The sequence below is a fragment of the Vibrio sp. vnigr-6D03 genome (assembly GCF_002835515.1).
Taxonomy (GTDB): Bacteria; Pseudomonadota; Gammaproteobacteria; order Enterobacterales; family Vibrionaceae; genus Vibrio; species Vibrio penaeicida.
On record NZ_PIZL01000024.1, the window covers coordinates 39,087 to 54,803 of the forward strand.

General features: G+C 45.3%; 16 protein-coding genes. 5 read left to right on the plus strand and 11 right to left on the minus strand.

Annotated elements, in window-relative coordinates; all coding sequences use genetic code 11:
* Positions 1–112: 112 nt before the first annotated feature.
* Positions 113–883, minus strand: a complete 771-nt coding sequence (gene tpiA / locus CW749_RS19795) for a triose-phosphate isomerase (protein WP_101114008.1) — start codon at positions 881–883, stop codon at positions 113–115.
* A gap of 483 nt (positions 884–1,366) precedes the next feature.
* Between tpiA and CW749_RS19800 the strand changes: the two genes are divergently transcribed.
* The gene (locus CW749_RS19800; RefSeq protein ID WP_101114009.1) at positions 1,367–1,714 is read left to right on the plus strand and encodes a 5-carboxymethyl-2-hydroxymuconate isomerase; all 348 of its coding nucleotides are present in this window, start codon (positions 1,367–1,369) and stop codon (positions 1,712–1,714) included.
* 17 nt (positions 1,715–1,731) lie between these two features.
* Entirely contained in the window at positions 1,732–2,160 is a 429-nt protein-coding gene (locus tag CW749_RS19805; RefSeq protein WP_101114010.1) for a DUF805 domain-containing protein, read from the plus strand.
* Positions 2,161–2,573: 413 nt separating this feature from the next.
* On the opposite strand, the gene CW749_RS19815 is transcribed toward CW749_RS19805, so the two are convergent.
* From CW749_RS19815 to glpX, 3 genes are all read right to left on the minus strand, one after another.
* Positions 2,574–2,903: a DUF3135 domain-containing protein gene (locus CW749_RS19815; RefSeq protein WP_101114012.1), complete on the minus strand. Its 330-nt coding sequence runs from the start codon at positions 2,901–2,903 to the stop codon at positions 2,574–2,576.
* Positions 2,904–3,082: 179 nt separating this feature from the next.
* Positions 3,083–3,700, minus strand: coding sequence for a metalloregulator ArsR/SmtB family transcription factor (locus CW749_RS19820; protein ID WP_101114013.1), 618 nt, complete (start codon positions 3,698–3,700; stop codon positions 3,083–3,085).
* Between the two features lie 147 nt (positions 3,701–3,847).
* Complete coding sequence (glpX, locus tag CW749_RS19825; protein ID WP_101114014.1) at positions 3,848–4,855, minus strand: class II fructose-bisphosphatase; 1,008 nt, start codon at positions 4,853–4,855, stop codon at positions 3,848–3,850.
* Between the two features lie 305 nt (positions 4,856–5,160).
* Between glpX and zapB the strand changes: the two genes are divergently transcribed.
* Positions 5,161–5,403 carry a cell division protein ZapB gene (zapB, locus tag CW749_RS19830; RefSeq protein WP_101114015.1) on the plus strand — a complete coding sequence of 81 codons (243 nt, stop codon included), beginning with the start codon at positions 5,161–5,163 and terminating at the stop codon, positions 5,401–5,403.
* A 186-nt stretch (positions 5,404–5,589) separates the two neighbouring features.
* Here zapB and rraA read toward each other — a convergent pair whose 3' ends face one another.
* From rraA to priA, 7 genes are all read right to left on the minus strand, one after another.
* Positions 5,590–6,117 carry a ribonuclease E activity regulator RraA gene (gene rraA / locus CW749_RS19835; RefSeq protein ID WP_101114016.1) on the minus strand — a complete coding sequence of 176 codons (528 nt, stop codon included), beginning with the start codon at positions 6,115–6,117 and terminating at the stop codon, positions 5,590–5,592.
* A 77-nt stretch (positions 6,118–6,194) separates the two neighbouring features.
* Complete coding sequence (locus tag CW749_RS19840; RefSeq protein WP_101114017.1) at positions 6,195–7,112, minus strand: 1,4-dihydroxy-2-naphthoate polyprenyltransferase; 918 nt, start codon at positions 7,110–7,112, stop codon at positions 6,195–6,197.
* A gap of 112 nt (positions 7,113–7,224) precedes the next feature.
* Entirely contained in the window at positions 7,225–8,556 is a 1,332-nt protein-coding gene (gene hslU / locus CW749_RS19845; protein ID WP_101114018.1) for an HslU--HslV peptidase ATPase subunit, read from the minus strand.
* A 13-nt stretch (positions 8,557–8,569) separates the two neighbouring features.
* Positions 8,570–9,106, minus strand: a complete 537-nt coding sequence (gene hslV / locus CW749_RS19850; protein WP_101114019.1) for an ATP-dependent protease subunit HslV — start codon at positions 9,104–9,106, stop codon at positions 8,570–8,572.
* A 110-nt stretch (positions 9,107–9,216) separates the two neighbouring features.
* Positions 9,217–9,753: an SPOR domain-containing protein gene (locus tag CW749_RS19855; protein WP_101114020.1), complete on the minus strand. Its 537-nt coding sequence runs from the start codon at positions 9,751–9,753 to the stop codon at positions 9,217–9,219.
* A 110-nt stretch (positions 9,754–9,863) separates the two neighbouring features.
* Positions 9,864–10,868: a DNA-binding transcriptional regulator CytR gene (cytR, locus tag CW749_RS19860; RefSeq protein WP_101114022.1), complete on the minus strand. Its 1,005-nt coding sequence runs from the start codon at positions 10,866–10,868 to the stop codon at positions 9,864–9,866.
* Between the two features lie 250 nt (positions 10,869–11,118).
* Positions 11,119–13,320, minus strand: a complete 2,202-nt coding sequence (gene priA, locus CW749_RS19865; protein ID WP_101114024.1) for a primosomal protein N' — start codon at positions 13,318–13,320, stop codon at positions 11,119–11,121.
* Between the two features lie 566 nt (positions 13,321–13,886).
* On the opposite strand from priA, the gene rpmE reads away from it, so the two are divergent.
* Entirely contained in the window at positions 13,887–14,102 is a 216-nt protein-coding gene (gene rpmE, locus CW749_RS19870; RefSeq protein WP_101114026.1) for a 50S ribosomal protein L31, read from the plus strand.
* 267 nt (positions 14,103–14,369) lie between these two features.
* On the plus strand, positions 14,370–15,632 hold the full coding sequence (locus CW749_RS19875) for a malic enzyme-like NAD(P)-binding protein (RefSeq protein ID WP_101114043.1): 1,263 nt from the start codon (positions 14,370–14,372) through the stop codon (positions 15,630–15,632).
* Positions 15,633–15,717: the final 85 nt, after the last annotated feature.

The following is a 15,717-nucleotide window of genomic DNA, read 5'->3' on the forward strand; positions in this document are numbered from 1 at the left end:
AGGTCAACAGACCCTAAAGTTCAGTTTGAATAACCCTTGAGTTATGGCAAAAAAATGCAATAAAAAAGACCAGTCGAAGCTGGTCTTTTTAATGTGTTCTGGAAAATCAGAATTACGCTTTTGCTTCTGCCGCTGCTTTAGCGATAGCTGCGAAACCTTTAGGGTCTAGAGATGCACCACCTACTAGCGCACCATCGATGTCTGGTTGTGCGAAGTAAGACGCTGCATTTTCAGGCTTAACAGAACCACCGTATTGGATGATTACTTGCTCTGCTACTGCTGCATCTTTCTCAGCGATAAGTGCACGGATAGAAGCGTGAATACGCTGTGCATCATCAGCTGTTGCTGCTTTACCAGTACCGATAGCCCAGATTGGTTCGTATGCGATGATTGCGCCATTTAGAGCTTCAACGCCGTAAGCGTCGATCACTGCATTGATTTGACGTGCACATACAGCTTCAGTTTCGCCTGCTTCGTTTTGAGCGTCAGACTCACCGATACAGAATACTGGCTTTAGGCCGTTTTCTTTAAGGAATGCGAACTTCTTAGCAACAAACTCGTCAGACTCAGCGTGGTATTCACGACGCTCAGAGTGACCGATGATGATGTGCGTTGCACCGAAATCTTTTAGCATTTCAGGAGAAGTATCACCAGTGAATGCACCGCTGTTATTTACATCAGTATTTTGCGCGCCCAAGATGATTTTGTTGCCGCCTTCTTTAATTAGACGCTCAGCTAGGTCGATGTAAAGTGCTGGTGGAGCAACTGCAACGTCTACACCAGTTACGCCTTCAAGTTCAGCATTTAGGCCATTTAATAGTTCAGTGACCATTGACTTGCTGCCATTAAGTTTCCAGTTACCCATCACTACAGGACGACGCATAGGAATATCTCCATTAATTAATGTAAAAAATAAACGTGATTGCGAAAGAATATAACAGATTAATACGGCTAAATCATGACTGGTGTCATGTCTTTCCATGATCTGACTGTAAGGTCAGATCTGATGGTGTTACCAAAGAGATAAAAACCAGTGATCAAGTGGGCAGTTTCATGTCCAGAGTGCACCAAGGCGCTTAATTTCCTGTATCTTATACCCAAGTAGCCCCAATGAGTTTGGCTCAGCGAGAATGAATTGGTTATCAAGCAAGGCACCGATTTGAAGACCTAGTGGTTCTAAGTCAAGAATCGGTTACGAAGCTTGGAAGCCAATTCAACTCGCCCTTGGGAGCCNNACTTGGAAAGGACTCGTCATTCCACTGCGTCCTTTTCCTTGGACTGAAACCGAATATGAGGCTCTGAGTCCAGCTCCTTGGGGTTATTTGGGTATTACCCCAAATCACGGAAAGATGAACAAGGACGAGCAATGCCTAACTTAGTGATGGAGTATTCGAACTCGGTCGATGAACGAGTGAATGTGCAATTGTTGCTGGAAGATTTACATCAAGCAGCGATCAGCAGTGGTTTGTTTGAAGTGTCCTCGGTAAAGTCTCGAGCTTTGCGTTGCCACCATTGGTTAGTGGGGGATCAGGAAGACTCGGTGGATTTTATCCACATTACATTTGATTTGTTAGACGGCAGAACCGAAGAACAAAAACGAACATTGTCGAGTCAGTTGATGGAGATATTGCAGCAGCAAGCCAGTGAAGTTCATAGCTTGACCATTAATGTCCGTGATATGGACACCAAATGTTTTCAAAAAGTGCTCAATTGAGCAAAGGTAAGTAAAAGATGTCGATGAAGCAGTACTTGTTTTCTTTTCGCGGACGTATCGGGCGTCAGGTTTTCTGGATCTGGAATGCGTTCTATTATCTGATTGTGATTGGTTTTAGTTTTGGTGCAGGGACATTATTCCCAGATTTAGGAAATGTCATTGCCATCGCCTTCCTAGCGTTCATGCTTTTCCCTGATCTTGCTATTACCGCAAAACGTTGGCACGACAGGGGGAAATCGGTGTACTGGCTTGCATTGCATATTCCGGTTATCGCTGGGCGTGTTTTGGTACCTGTTGCAGCGCCAGGCGTTGAAATTCAAACTTCACCTCTTGAAATGATTGCTTCTATCTTAGCGTTGGCGGCGGGCGTGTGGATTTTTGTGGAATGTGGCCTGCTGAAAGGTGACGACAAAGAAAACCAATATGGTGCTCCTCCGCTTAAATAAGCCAATCCTCGTGCGATATTGAAAGCGGCAAAGCGCAACGAATGCAATAGCCCAATGAAAAACGGACCGAAGGAGGTCCGTTTTTGTATTTGTACTCAATTTATACTCGAACTACCTCAAGGTGCAGGATTCAGAGCTCTATCTTCTGTCTCAGTTCAAGGAAAAGAACGCAGTGTAATGACGAGTCCTTTCCAAGTTCTTTGACGATGAAATGAGACAGAAGATGAGCTCCCAAGGGCGAGTTTGCTTGGTTTTCATGCTGCGTTACCAATTCTTGATTTAGAACCACTAGATCTGCAAATTGGTGCCTTGCCTGAAAATCAAGCAATGCTCGCTGAACCTAGCATCTTGAGGTGGTTTGAGTATGTTTCAAAGTGTAGAGTTCAGCGAGTTTCGTTTGAGTGTACTTCGAGCTATTGTTTTCGTTCTAAGTCGAACGGAACAATGTCGGCGGATTCCTTAATGATATCGCCATGCAAAGCATCTTGGAATTTACCAATTTGAGCGGTGAGCTCGTTCATTAATGCTACGTTGGCATGGGTTGGATTTTTACATCGGTCAATGACTCGTTCGATGTGAGTTTGCTGCGCCCGCAAGCGGGGCTGCATTTCAGATGATGCGTATGTGATCATCTCATCGCACATCTTCTGGCGAAATTGATTAAATGCTTCTGGATCATCCTGAGCCAGAGCGACAAGCTCCTCAAATGGAGGTAAAGTTTGATCATATTGAGCGCGTCCCATCTGCACCCTCCTACTTCTTCGTTACAGCACATGATCAGAGCATACGATAAAATTAGCTCAAAAAATGCACTGTAACTGCTCTATTATTGTTCTGTCTCATTATTGATATATGCAACTTTAATCTTAAAATAATACGACAAATTGAGCTTTCAGCGTAAGTTTATGATGCGATTGGGAAATTAGTGAGGGCTAATTTGATAGCTGCAGCGACGCTTTCCTTGAATGATATGTTCGGTTCGCGTAACTGAATAGTCTTTTCCTAAAAGCTTACGGAAGACATTCAGCTCGGATAGGCAGAGGTTGGGGCACCGTTTTGCTGCTCGGCAAATAGGGCAATGATTTTCTATGAGTTCAAATCCTAGCTCGTTTTTTAGCAGTTCAACCATGTAACCTTCGCTATCACGGAGCTCGGTAAGCACGTTTAGCTTTTCTTCCAATGTCTTACAATGCGCCATTGCCGTTTGGTATTGTCGAAGTGTGGTTGCTTCACGTTCTGCCGTGACTTTTTCCATCCCTTCTTTTCCAAAGACAGACTCTACAGCATCAATCATATTAATCATCAGGTCGCTATGACCATCAAAGAATTGTGCGTGACCTTTATCGGTAAGTGACCAATGGCGGGTCGGACGTCCGACTTTCGCTTTTATATCATCAAAATCTAAGAACCCTTCGTCTTCTAGGCTCTGAAGGTGTTGGCGTGCGCCCATCGTTGTCATGGATAAATCTTGTGAAAGTTTTTTGGCAGTAATAGCGCCTTCACGTTTGATTTTATTCAGAATCCGATCAGTGGTTTTCATGTTGTCCTTACCTCTAGCTTGATAACTATTATGAGGTATGAGGTTAATAAAGCAAACTCTTGATTAACTGTCGGTTACTTTGCTAAAGGATGAGTCTTAAAACAAAAAGCGCAGCCAAGGCTGCGCTAATGACAATATGATTATCGCTTACAGAATAAAGTCACGAACTTCGTCATCTTTACGATCAAGATAGTGAGTAGACTGAATACGGCGAATCGTACGACAGCGACCTCGAATTAATAGTGTTTCGGTCGTGGCGATATTCCCTTGACGAGAAATTCCTTCAAGCAGATCGCCTTTGGTAATACCGGTTGCGGAAAAGACCACATTGTCGCTGCGCGCCATATCTTCCATGCGCAAAACAATGCCAGCAGTAACGCCCATTTCTTTACAGCGTTCTAGCTCTTTTTCGCCATGAGCTCTGTTTTCTGGAGTATCGCCTTTGACTTCGTGACGTGGTAGTAAGCGGCCGTGCATATCACCATCTAGGGCGCGAATAACTGCTGCTGATACTACGCCTTCCGGTGCGCCACCAATGCAGTACATGACATCCACTTCGCTATTTGGCATGCACGTTAGAATGGATGCGGCAACATCACCATCCGGCACGGCGAATACACGAATACCCATCTGTTGCATTTCAGCAATCACGGCATCGTGACGAGGCTTGGCTAATGTGGTTACGGTTAATGTATCCAGTGTTTTCCCTAGAGCGGCAGCGATGTTCGTTAGGTTTTCAGCCAAAGGCTTGCTTAGGTCAATTGCCCCTTTTGCACCCGGACCCACAACCAATTTTTCCATGTACATGTCGGGCGCTTTCAAAAAGCTGCCTTTTTCTCCAGCGGCTAATACCGCGAGCGCATTAGATTGCCCCATTGCGGTCATGCGAGTGCCTTCTATTGGGTCAACCGCGATATCCACGGCATCACCGCCAACGCCAACACTTTCACCAATGTAAAGCATAGGAGCATCATCAATCTCGCCTTCCCCGATAACAATCTCACCAGAGATGTCAGTTTTATTGAGAAGGGCACGCATAACTTCAACAGCGGCACCATCAGCGGCGTTTTTGTCGCCTCGACCAAGCCATTTATAGCCAGCCAGAGCTGCGCCTTCAGTTACTCGGGAAAATGCCATCGCCAAATCGCGTTTCATGTGGACTCCAGATACCAAACAAAATTAGAGAAATAATTGGCGGCGATTCTATCACAGCCCCATTCAAACGTTTGCGATTTTGCCTTTGAAATCCAGTGTCGATTGCCCAGCATCAATTTTTGACGGTAAATTTGTAGATATTAATAATGAACGTCAAGATTTGGTTAAATATCGACTTTTTTTTAACCAACCGAGCATAGATCACCAATTTTGAACGTGTGTCTATCAAAGATGCTGAGTAGAATGTGAGGTAATTTGTGAACTTTCATTCACGCAGACTGAATCAAAATAAACAGGTGGCTAACATGTCTTTAGAAGTCCTAGAGCAGCTAGAAGTAAAAATCCAAACCGCAGTTGATACTATCGCACTTCTACAAATGGAAGTGGAAGAATTGAAAGAGCAAAACGCTCAACTTAATTCCGAAGCAAATGAGCTGAAAAGCAACCGTGAAGAGTTAGAGTCACAAAACATTAAGATGCGTGAAGAGCACACTGCGTGGCAGGAGCGTATTCGTAATCTTCTTGGGAAGATGGACGACGTAGAATAATTTCTTTTTCCTACGGCGTACGCTCGCGTATTTCGTTGTCGGTGGTGCTCATTTATGCTTATAAATTCCGCGCCCCCTCCTAGAACTACACAAGCGTACTTTGTAGGAAATTATAGAAATTCAAGAATACAAAAAAGCAGCCGATGGCTGCTTTTTTGGTATGAGTACTACAGTGAAGATACTTGTTTATTCTTCTTCGTCTGAGAAGTCGTCTTCATCTTCGCTTTCTAAGTCGGAGTCGAGAGGCTCTTGGGAGATGATGATGCCTGTATTATCAGCATATAGGTAATCTTCTGGTAGGAAGGTTACACCACCAAAGTTGACGGCAACATCGATTTCACCAACGCTTTGCTGCGCTGCACCGACTGGAATAGAGGCTAGAGCTTGGATACCGATGTTCATGTCTTCGAGTTCGTCGACCTCGCGCACACACCCGTAAACCACAATGCCTTCCCATTCATTTTCTTCTGCTAAAGACGACAGATCCGCATCGATTAAAGCACGGCGTAGTGAACCGCCTCCGTCGATGAGCAATACTCGACCTACACCATCTTGTTCCAATACCTTTCTGATTAAGCCGTTATCTTCAAAGCATTTTACGGTTGTAAGCTGACCCGCGAACGAGGCACTACCACCAAAATTACTGAACATAGGTTCCACTACATCTACTTGATCCAAGTAGATATCGCATAGTGCTGAGGTGTTGTATTCCATAAGCAAGTCGTCTTCTGTTACGCAGTTCTGTATTCGAGTATATATGCCTAGTAAGTCATTGCAATGACAAGGCTCAATTAAGTCATCAGAGTTTGACCCGTGATCACGATTGAGAATAAGAGGTTAGTTATCAAGGCACATTTAACAATGACGGGCATCATGGGTGCCAGTTCAGTTGGGGAAGAGGCAGCCAGTACCGCTCTGCCATGATTGACCACAAATAATACGGCAAGCAACATACTCAACCCCCAAGCCAATGCAGTGCTCTGTAAAGCCAAGAATGCTATGAAGGGGACCGTTCCGCCAGCCAACAACAACATGTGGTAGCGTTTTGCACGTTGAGCGCCAAGACGAACCGCCATCGTGCGTTTGCCACATGCGGCATCGTTGTCGATGTCCCTCATGTTGTTGATGTTAAGGACAGCCACGGCCAAGAGCCCGCAACCAATCGACGGGAGAAAAATGGTGGCATCAATAAAACCAGTATGAAGAAAAAAGGTGCCAGCAACGCCAAGTAGTCCAAAGAAGATGAACACCGAAAGATCCCCTAAACCGATATAACCATAAGGCTTGTTACCCACCGTATAGGCGATGGCAGCTACTATAGCGAGCAACCCTAGTGCTAGAAATGCGGCAATGCTGGTGGGGGATTGCAGAGCATAAAAAATGAGAGCGAGACCAGACAGTATCGTGAGAGCAATATTGATGATAATGGCATTTCTCATGGTTTTTGCAGTGACAGCGCCCGATTGGATCGCGCGTACAGGACCTATTCTATCTTGGTTGTCGGTGCCTTTTAGAGCGTCGCCATAATCATTGGCTAAGTTGGAGAGTATCTGTAACAGAATCGCAGTCAGTAAGGCTAGCAGCATTACTGGAAGAGAAAAATGACCATTGAATAAAGCTAGGCTGCTGCCTGTTGCGATAGAGGCAAAGGCCAAAGGCAGTGTTTTTGGGCGAGCGGCGCCCAGCCATACACTTAAAGATTGTCTCATGCTTCGTACGTCGTTGCTCGATTTGCATCCAGTATAACAACGACTTTGAAATGGTGAATACAAAAAGCCCGCCTAAGTGCGGCGGGCTTGTTTTATATCAAATACGGGATGTTTATAGAATAAATCGGCTTAAGTCTTCGTCTTCTACAAATTCACCTAACTTGGATTGCACGTAGGCGGAATCAATTGTCACCGCACTTCCACCTTTCTCAGTGGCCTCAAATGAGATTTCTTCCATCAAGCGCTCCATTACGGTATGCAAACGTCGGGCACCGATATTTTCTGTTGTTTCGTTGACTTGCCATGCTGCGTCAGCAATCTGTGAGATGCCGTCTTCAGTAAAGCTCACATCGACAGATTCCGTCGCCATTAGCGCGGAATATTGCTCAGTCAGAGAAGCTTTAGGTTCGGTTAGAATGCGTTTGAAGTCTTCGCTTGTTAGGGCTTCTAGCTCAACACGAATAGGTAGACGACCTTGCAGTTCTGGGATCAGATCGGATGGCTTCGCTACTTGGAATGCGCCGGATGCGACAAACAGAATATGGTCTGTTTTTACCATGCCGTGCTTGGTCGACACTGTACTTCCTTCGATCAAAGGTAGCAGATCGCGCTGGACACCTTCGCGAGACACATCTGGGCCGGAGCTCTCGCCACGTTTACAGATTTTGTCAATTTCATCAATGAAGACAATGCCATTATTTTCTACGTTATAGATGGCTTGTTCTTTCAGTTCTTCTTGGTTGACGAGTTTCGCAGCTTCTTCTTCGGCTAGCGCTTTAAACGCGTCTTTGATCTTCATCTTGCGGCTCTTCTTGGTATCGCCTGCAAGGTTTTGGAACATGCCTTGAAGTTGGTTAGTCATCTCCTCCATACCAGGAGGAGCCATGATTTCCACGCCCATTTGAGGCGCAGCCACTTCAATGTCGATCTCTTTGTCGTCTAGCTTGCCTTCACGCAGCTTCTTGCGGAAAACTTGACGAGTATTAGACTTATCTTCTGTGTTCTCGCTTGAACCCCAGCCTTCACGTGGTGGAGGAAGCAACGCGTCCAGAATGCGTTCTTCAGCTTGTTCTTCCGCGCGGAATTTTACTTTTTCCATCGCTTGCTGATGCGTCAATTTGATCGCAACATCGGTCAAATCACGGATAATGGTTTCGACTTCTTTGCCGACATAACCCACTTCAGTGAATTTCGTTGCTTCTACTTTCATGAACGGGGCATTAGCTAATTTAGCTAGGCGGCGCGCAATTTCTGTTTTACCCACACCCGTTGGACCGATCATTAAGATGTTCTTTGGGGTGACTTCAACTCGTAAGTTTTCTTCGAGCTGCATTCGACGCCAGCGGTTACGAAGCGCAATGGCTACAGCGCGCTTGGCTTTGTCTTGACCGATGATATGACGATTTAATTCGTGAACAATTTCTCTAGGTGTCATTTCAGACATAGGGTAATCCTTATTATTCTTGCGCCGCGGTGTCGAGTTCTTCAACGGTATGATGGTGGTTGGTGAAAACACAAATATCACCAGCAATTTTCAGCGATTTTTCAGCGATTTCACGGGCGTCTAACTCTGTATTTTCGAGCAGAGCAGTGGCTGCGGCTTGTGCAAAGTTACCACCAGAGCCAATGGCGATGAGATCGTTTTCTGGCTGAACCACGTCACCATTACCAGTGATGATAAGCGAGGCTGTTTCATCCGCGACGGCGAGTAGAGCTTCAAGTTTTCTTAATGCGCGGTCACTGCGCCAGTCTTTTGCCAATTCAACGGCCGCTTTTGTTAGGTGACCTTGATGCATTTGCAGTTTGCTTTCAAATCTTTCGAAAAGAGTGAAGGCGTCTGCCGTACCGCCGGCAAATCCAGCCAGCACTTTATTATTGTAGAGGCGGCGCACTTTCTTTGCGTTGCCTTTCATTACGGTGTTACCCAACGATACTTGACCGTCTCCAGCGATGACGACTTTATTATTTCGGCGTACAGATACGATAGTAGTCACTTTTATTAACCTTTTAATTCGCTCGCGATATAACTCGGATATGTGGGCTGGAGATAAAAAAACAAGGGAGCCAACGGCTCCCTTGTGAATTTAGTCATGAACGCAGTGCTCTATTGCGACTCTTTCCAGATGGCACAAGGTTCTATCTTGGCACGCTGAAGTTTGTGACGATCGCGCTCTGCATCGCGTTTTTTAACATACGGTCCGAGCACGACACGATACCAGCTACTGCCTTCCTTTTTACGGATCTTACTGCTGATGCCTTGAAAGGCTATATCTACTTTGCGTGCTTCTGCTTGCGCGAGCGTTTTATAGGCTCCGCATTGCATTATATATGGAATCTCAGACACCACTTGCTCTTTGGCTTCGACTTGCACTTCTCGCTTTGGAAGTGAATCGACGTATTCCCACTTTTCTTCAGGTGGTGGTGGCAGTGGTTTAGGTTTGCTCACTGGTTTCTTCGGTTTCTGAGCAACCTGAGGTTTGGGTGGTTCAGGATCTTGGCTGAGCATATAAAGCCCATAGCCAAACCCGCCAGCAAGTAAAATAGCGATAAGACCTGCTTTCCACGGCTTCTTATTGGATGTTTGTTTTCTGGTAGGCTTCTTTTGCCCACGCCCTCTTCTTACGTAATCTTTATTTGCCACGGTTTAACAGCTTGCAGTCAATAAAAAACGGGTAACATGGTAATCCAGAATTACTCTGGAAAACCAGTGTTACCAGTGAAAAGCTTGCAGGTGAGTCCACTTTCGAAGTGTTAAGTTCTTGGTGGAGCCGCGCTTTCTCGGATTTTCAAGTGTGTTTCCAACAGGCGTGAACCTGCGTGAACGTCACGACCTTTCAGGATTTCAAGCAGCATCAGCATGGCTTGTCGACCGATTTCATAGCGTGGCTGCGTAATGGTCGTTAGTGGAGGGTCGCAGAATTCAGCAAACTGAATATCATCGAAGCCTACAACGGATAAATCTTGAGGTACTTTTAATCCTGCGGCTTTTGCTCCTTTGATTGCTCCAATTGCCATGGCGTCGTTATGACAGAAAACAGCGGTTGGTGGCTCTGGTAACGAAAGCAATTTGGTGACTGCCTTGTGACCAGACTCAAAGGTGAAATCTCCCATCTCTTTATAAGTGGGGTTCATCGTTATGCCAGCTCTTCTCAGCGCTTGCTGATACCCTTGGTTTCTAAACTGGCAAAGCGCAGCATCGTCTGGCCCTGAAATCTGAGCAATCTTGGAGTGGCCCATTTGCGTCAAATAGTTCACCGCCTCGAAAGACGACGTTAGGTTATCAATATGGACTGTCGGCAATTCCAGTTCCGGTGCAAATTCACAAGCCATCACCAGTGGTGGCAGGTTTTTTTGTTCCGGTTTGCTGACGTCGAATGGCAAGTGCGTACCCAAAAGCAACATGCCATCGGCTTGTTTAGTGAAAACCAAGTTGACCAACGAGCTTTCTCGTTTCTTTTGCTGACCGCTGTCCCCCAATAGTACGAGATATCCATTTTCCACAGCTACATCTTCAATGCCACGAATGATCTCTGTGAAATAGGAGTCACAGATGTCAGGTACAATTGCAACGATGGTTTTGGATTCATTACGTCGTAAATTTCTTGCCAGTGAATTCGGTGAATAACCAGCTTCCAAAACGGCGCTCTCTACACGTTTACGCGTAGTAGATGAAACCTTCTCAGGATTCATCAGAGCTCGTGATACGGTTGCAGTAGAAACTCCTGCTAGCTGGGCAACATCCTTCATTGTCGCCATAGTAAGTTGTCCTCTTTATTTTTCATGGCTGTAATAGCATCTATAAGATTTATATCTAGCGCTGACGTGAGCAACTTTTTTATTGGATATTTTATGCTCTAAATTAAGATTAATTTACGGGCAGATTAACAAATTTTGCATAAGTAGCGTGACATCAATCACATAGGATCATATTCATTTTCTCAAACTAGCTACAAAATACCGTTGAGTAACAGAACTGACATCACATCAATTTACAGAGATTTTACTTCTAACTAAGATCTTGGGGCTCAATATCGGTTGTCCATCGCACTTTTTTTGCCAATGGCAGTGCATCTATGACGACCTTTGAACTGTACAACAATTTTTGCATTAAAGATCGTGACGGAGCTTGCAATATTAGTTGCCAACGCGACTTGCCAGCGCGTCTTGCTAGTGGTGCGGGCATTGGACCTAATACCATGCATTCATTGTTGAAAATTGGATTAGATTCAATGGTTTGCCTTACTTGCCTTAGGAATTGTTCACCCGTTTCTTCATGATTTGCTTCAGCGCGAAATAAGGTAAGAAAAGTGTAAGGTGGCAGTAAGGCAAGCTTTCTTTCTTCAAGTGCTGTTTGAGCAAAATGTCCATACCCTTTATGAAGAAGAGCTTGCAGTAACTGATGTTCAGGATGGTGTGTTTGTAAGATGACTTCCCCTGCTTTGCTGGCTCGACCTGCACGCCCAGCCACTTGAATAAAGAGCTGCGCCAGCCTTTCGGAAGCTCTAAAGTCACTGCTGTACAACGAGCTATCGACATCAATCAGTGCAACGAGCGTGACGTCTGGAAAGTGGTGACCTTTCGCCAGCATTTGCGTGCCAATCAGGATTTGATATTCGTTATTCCGAATGGATTTCAAGGCACTCTCTAGGCTGCCTTTACGTCGGGTACTGTCCCTGTCTATTCGGATTGCTTTGAATTCGGGAAACAAGCTGGCAAGTTGTTCTTCCAACTGCTCTGTGCCAACACCGACGGATACCAATTGTGTCGAGCCGCAGCCTTGGCATTGATGCAAGACTGGATGTTGAGCACCGCAGTGGTGGCATCGCATTTCTCGACTATTTTGATGAAATGTATAGTAGGCATCGCAACGGTGGCATTCGGCAATCCACCCACATTCATGACACATGAGGGCAGGTGAGTAGCCTCGGCGATTGAGGAATAGCATGACTTGGTTGCCAGCCGTTAAGTGCTTGCGCATTTCTGCGATCAGTGGGGCAGATAAGCCACTCTCTAGATATAACCCTTTTACATCCAGCACTTTATTGGTTGTGGGCATGGCGGCACCAGCGCGGTTCGCCAAGGTTAAGTGATGATATTTACCATTCAATGCATTGTGGAGAGTTTCGAGAGCAGGGGTTGCGCTGCCTAATATGACGGGAATCTTCTCTTTAGCCGCTCGCATCACCGCAACATCTCTAGCGTGATAACGCAAACTGTCTTGTTGTTTGTATGAAGCGTCGTGTTCTTCGTCGACAATGATGATGCCAAGATCGGCAAACGGCGTCAGTAACGCAGAGCGAGTCCCGATGACAATACCGGCGTGTTTATCACGTGCCGCTAACCAAGCATTCAAACGTTCGGTATCGTTTAATCCTGAATGAATAACTTCTACTGGGACATTAAAGCGACGTTTGAATCGATTGATGGTTTGCGGTGTTAATCCAATCTCTGGTACCAAAACCAGTGCCTGCCTTCCTTTATCGAGAACGGGCTTAATCATATTCAAGTAAACTTCGGTTTTACCCGAACCAGTAACCCCTTCCAACAGAAAACAGCCAAAGTCCTGATGGCTATTTACAGCTGCAATCGCGACAGATTGCTCTTCGTTGAGCTTGGGCTTTTCCTCAGTACTTTCTACTTGCTTTGTCCAATCTATGGCAACAGGCTTACTTTCTATTTGTTCTACCCAGCCTTTCTCTTGCAAGGCTTTCAATACTTGGCTGGATATTTCGTTGTCGAGCATCACTTGATGGGGAACAGACCCGTTTGCGAGCAGGTGCATCGCTTTGGCTTGCTGAACGGCTCGACCAAACCCGCTCATGATTTGATCTTTACCAGAGGAAGTAATAACCCATTCTTTTAAAGTATTGAAGTTGGCAGGCTTTCCCTTCCTTAATAAAGCAGGCATAGCATTCGCTAACGTGTCACCTAGCGGATAGAGATAAAATTGGCTGCACCACTGCAATAATGCGTACAGAGAATCTTGCCAAACAGGTGACTCATCAAGTACTTCTTTAATTCCCTTTAGCTGATGAACGGGAAACTCAGACTGACTGACGAGCTCCGTTACAATACCAACCAAGGTTTGCCTGCCAAAAGGTACGCTCACGCGGCCGCCAATCACTGGAAATTGATGGGGGGCAATTAGGTAATCAAATTGCTTGTCCAATGGTACGGGCAAAGCGACTCTGGCAATAGAAGGGCGCATAAATCTTTTATAAAGAACCTGATAGGAATAAAGTGATTATATACTCAAACCACCTCAAGGTGCAGGATTCAGAGCTCTATCTTCTGTGTCAGTTCAAGGAAAAGAACGCAGTGGAATGACGAGTCCTTTCCAAGTTCTTTGACGATGAAATGGGACATAAGATGAGCTCCCAAGGGCGAGTTTGCTTAGTTTTCATACTGTGTTACCAATTCTTGATTTAGAACCACTAGATCTGCAAATTGGTGCCTTGCCTGAAAACTAAGCAATTCTCGCTGAAACTAGCATCTTGAGGTGGTTTGAGTATAACTGAGTAAGATTCGCTAAGTAACCTATCCATCAAATCTGGCTAAACTCGAATTTTCTTACCCGTAGGGTAAACGGGTGAAAACTGCCTCTAAATCAAAAATAGTTGGCGAAAAAACTGCCAAATAGGTTGATCCTACCTAAATGTTTCATTACTATACTGCGCCTTGATGATGTGGTCATTCCGCATCGATTTATCTGAAACTACGTGTGGTGTCCGGCATAGAATCGGATGGCGACACGGCCCAATTTGAGGTTATCCCATGAAAGTAGGTATTCACCCAGAATACAAAGCTGTTGCAGCAACATGTTCTTGTGGCAACACTTTTGAGTTCAAAACAACTCTAGACAAAGATTCTATCCACCTAGACGTATGTGACAAATGTCACCCGTTTTACACTGGTAAGCAGCGTATCGTTGATACTGGCGGCCGTGTTGATCGCTTCAACAAGCGTTTTGGTGCTCTTAGCAGCAAGTAATTACGAATTCGTAATACTGACCAAATTTGAAAAGGACGCCTCGGCGTCCTTTTTTCGTTCATGAAATAAATGTTTTTTGATTCAGCTCTCGGTTAAGTGGTCTTAGCTCTTTCAAAATGACCTTTCTTTGACGCTGGCAATCTATGAAGATTGCAAGTCATACTTTAGTATAATAAAGAGCTGAAGTTAAATTTGCGGTCGGCTTCAGCTAACAATGCAAGAAACACCCTTTACCTACTCAAAAAACAATAATTGGAACGTCCCCACATGTCTGAAGACAACAGCCAACAAGATTTTCGCCAACAAGCTCTGGATTATCACGCTCAACCTACTCCCGGTAAAATTTCCGTCGAACTCACCAAGCCAGCCAATACAGTAGAAGACCTCGCGCTGGCTTACAGCCCTGGCGTAGCCGAACCTGTACGTGAGATCGCGCAAAATGCTGACAATGTTTATAAGTACACTGCCAAAGGCAATATGGTGGCTGTCATTTCTAACGGTACAGCCATTCTTGGGCTGGGTAACCTAGGGCCACTAGCGTCCAAACCTGTGATGGAAGGTAAATCGCTTCTTTTTAAGCGTTTTGCTGGTCTTGATTCCATCGATATCGAAGTGAAACATCGCACGATTGATGAATTTGTTGATACCGTCGCCAACATTGCCGATACGTTTGGCGGCATTAACTTAGAAGACATTAAAGCGCCAGATTGCTTTGAAATTGAGCAGCGACTTATCGAGCGTTGTGATGTTCCCATCTTTCATGATGACCAACACGGCACGGCTATTGTGACGGCTGCTGGTATGTTGAATGCGATTGAACTTCAAGATAAGAAACTCGAAGATGCGACGATTGTTTGTTTAGGTGCGGGGGCTGCTGCCGTTGCGTGCATGGAACTGCTGATCAAATGTGGTGCGCAGCGCGAAAAAATCTACATGCTGGATCGTAAAGGTGTGATTCATACTCGCCGCGATGACCTGAATGAATACAAGCAGCTGTTTGCGAACAACACAGATAAGCGCACGTTGGAAGATGTTATTGAGGGTGCCGACCTTTTCTTAGGAGTGTCTGGCCCTGATCTATTACCTGCAGAAGCTCTAAAGCTGATGGCGGATAAACCTGTTGTCTTTGCGTGTTCTAACCCTGATCCAGAAATCAAGCCGGAAGTCGCTCATCAAGTTCGTGATGACCTGATCATGGGGACGGGTCGAAGCGATTACCCGAATCAGGTTAACAATGTTATTTGTTTCCCATTTCTTTTCCGTGGTGCGTTGGATGTTCGTGCCAGTGAAATTAATGATGAAATGAAGCTCGCAGCGGTCGATGCTATTCGACAATTAGCAAAAGAGCCCGTACCAGAAGAAGTGAAAAAAGCGGCAGGTGTTACGGAGCTAGAATTTGGTTCCGGTTATATCATCCCGAAACCGATGGATGCTCGTTTACTGCCACGAGTAGCAAAAGCGGTTGCGCAAGCTGCCATTGATTCAGGCGTTGCTCGTATTGAAATGCCTGAAAACTATATGCAATCATGAACGTGACAATCTGATTCACTTTTCATGTGTGTCAGATTAAACGGAAATTGCTTTTTCAATACACATAAAAAAGGGGGATAGCTTA

Bases quoted from the DNA above. Each gene is read 5' to 3' on its own strand.
- tpiA (WP_101114008.1), bottom strand. From the start codon at position 883: ATGCGTCGTCCTGTAGTGATGGGTAACTGGAAACTTAATGGCAGCAAG.
- CW749_RS19800 (WP_101114009.1), top strand. From the start codon at position 1,367: ATGCCTAACTTAGTGATGGAGTATTCGAACTCGGTCGATGAACGAGTG.
- CW749_RS19805 (WP_101114010.1), top strand. From the start codon at position 1,732: ATGTCGATGAAGCAGTACTTGTTTTCTTTTCGCGGACGTATCGGGCGT.
- CW749_RS19815 (WP_101114012.1), bottom strand. From the start codon at position 2,903: ATGGGACGCGCTCAATATGATCAAACTTTACCTCCATTTGAGGAGCTT.
- CW749_RS19820 (WP_101114013.1), bottom strand. From the start codon at position 3,700: ATGAAAACCACTGATCGGATTCTGAATAAAATCAAACGTGAAGGCGCT.
- glpX (WP_101114014.1), bottom strand. From the start codon at position 4,855: ATGAAACGCGATTTGGCGATGGCATTTTCCCGAGTAACTGAAGGCGCA.
- zapB (WP_101114015.1), top strand. From the start codon at position 5,161: ATGTCTTTAGAAGTCCTAGAGCAGCTAGAAGTAAAAATCCAAACCGCA.
- rraA (WP_101114016.1), bottom strand. From the start codon at position 6,117: ATGGAATACAACACCTCAGCACTATGCGATATCTACTTGGATCAAGTA.
- CW749_RS19840 (WP_101114017.1), bottom strand. From the start codon at position 7,112: ATGAGACAATCTTTAAGTGTATGGCTGGGCGCCGCTCGCCCAAAAACA.
- hslU (WP_101114018.1), bottom strand. From the start codon at position 8,556: ATGTCTGAAATGACACCTAGAGAAATTGTTCACGAATTAAATCGTCAT.
- cytR (WP_101114022.1), bottom strand. From the start codon at position 10,868: ATGGCGACAATGAAGGATGTTGCCCAGCTAGCAGGAGTTTCTACTGCA.
- priA (WP_101114024.1), bottom strand. From the start codon at position 13,320: ATGCGCCCTTCTATTGCCAGAGTCGCTTTGCCCGTACCATTGGACAAG.
- rpmE (WP_101114026.1), top strand. From the start codon at position 13,887: ATGAAAGTAGGTATTCACCCAGAATACAAAGCTGTTGCAGCAACATGT.
- CW749_RS19875 (WP_101114043.1), top strand. From the start codon at position 14,370: ATGTCTGAAGACAACAGCCAACAAGATTTTCGCCAACAAGCTCTGGAT.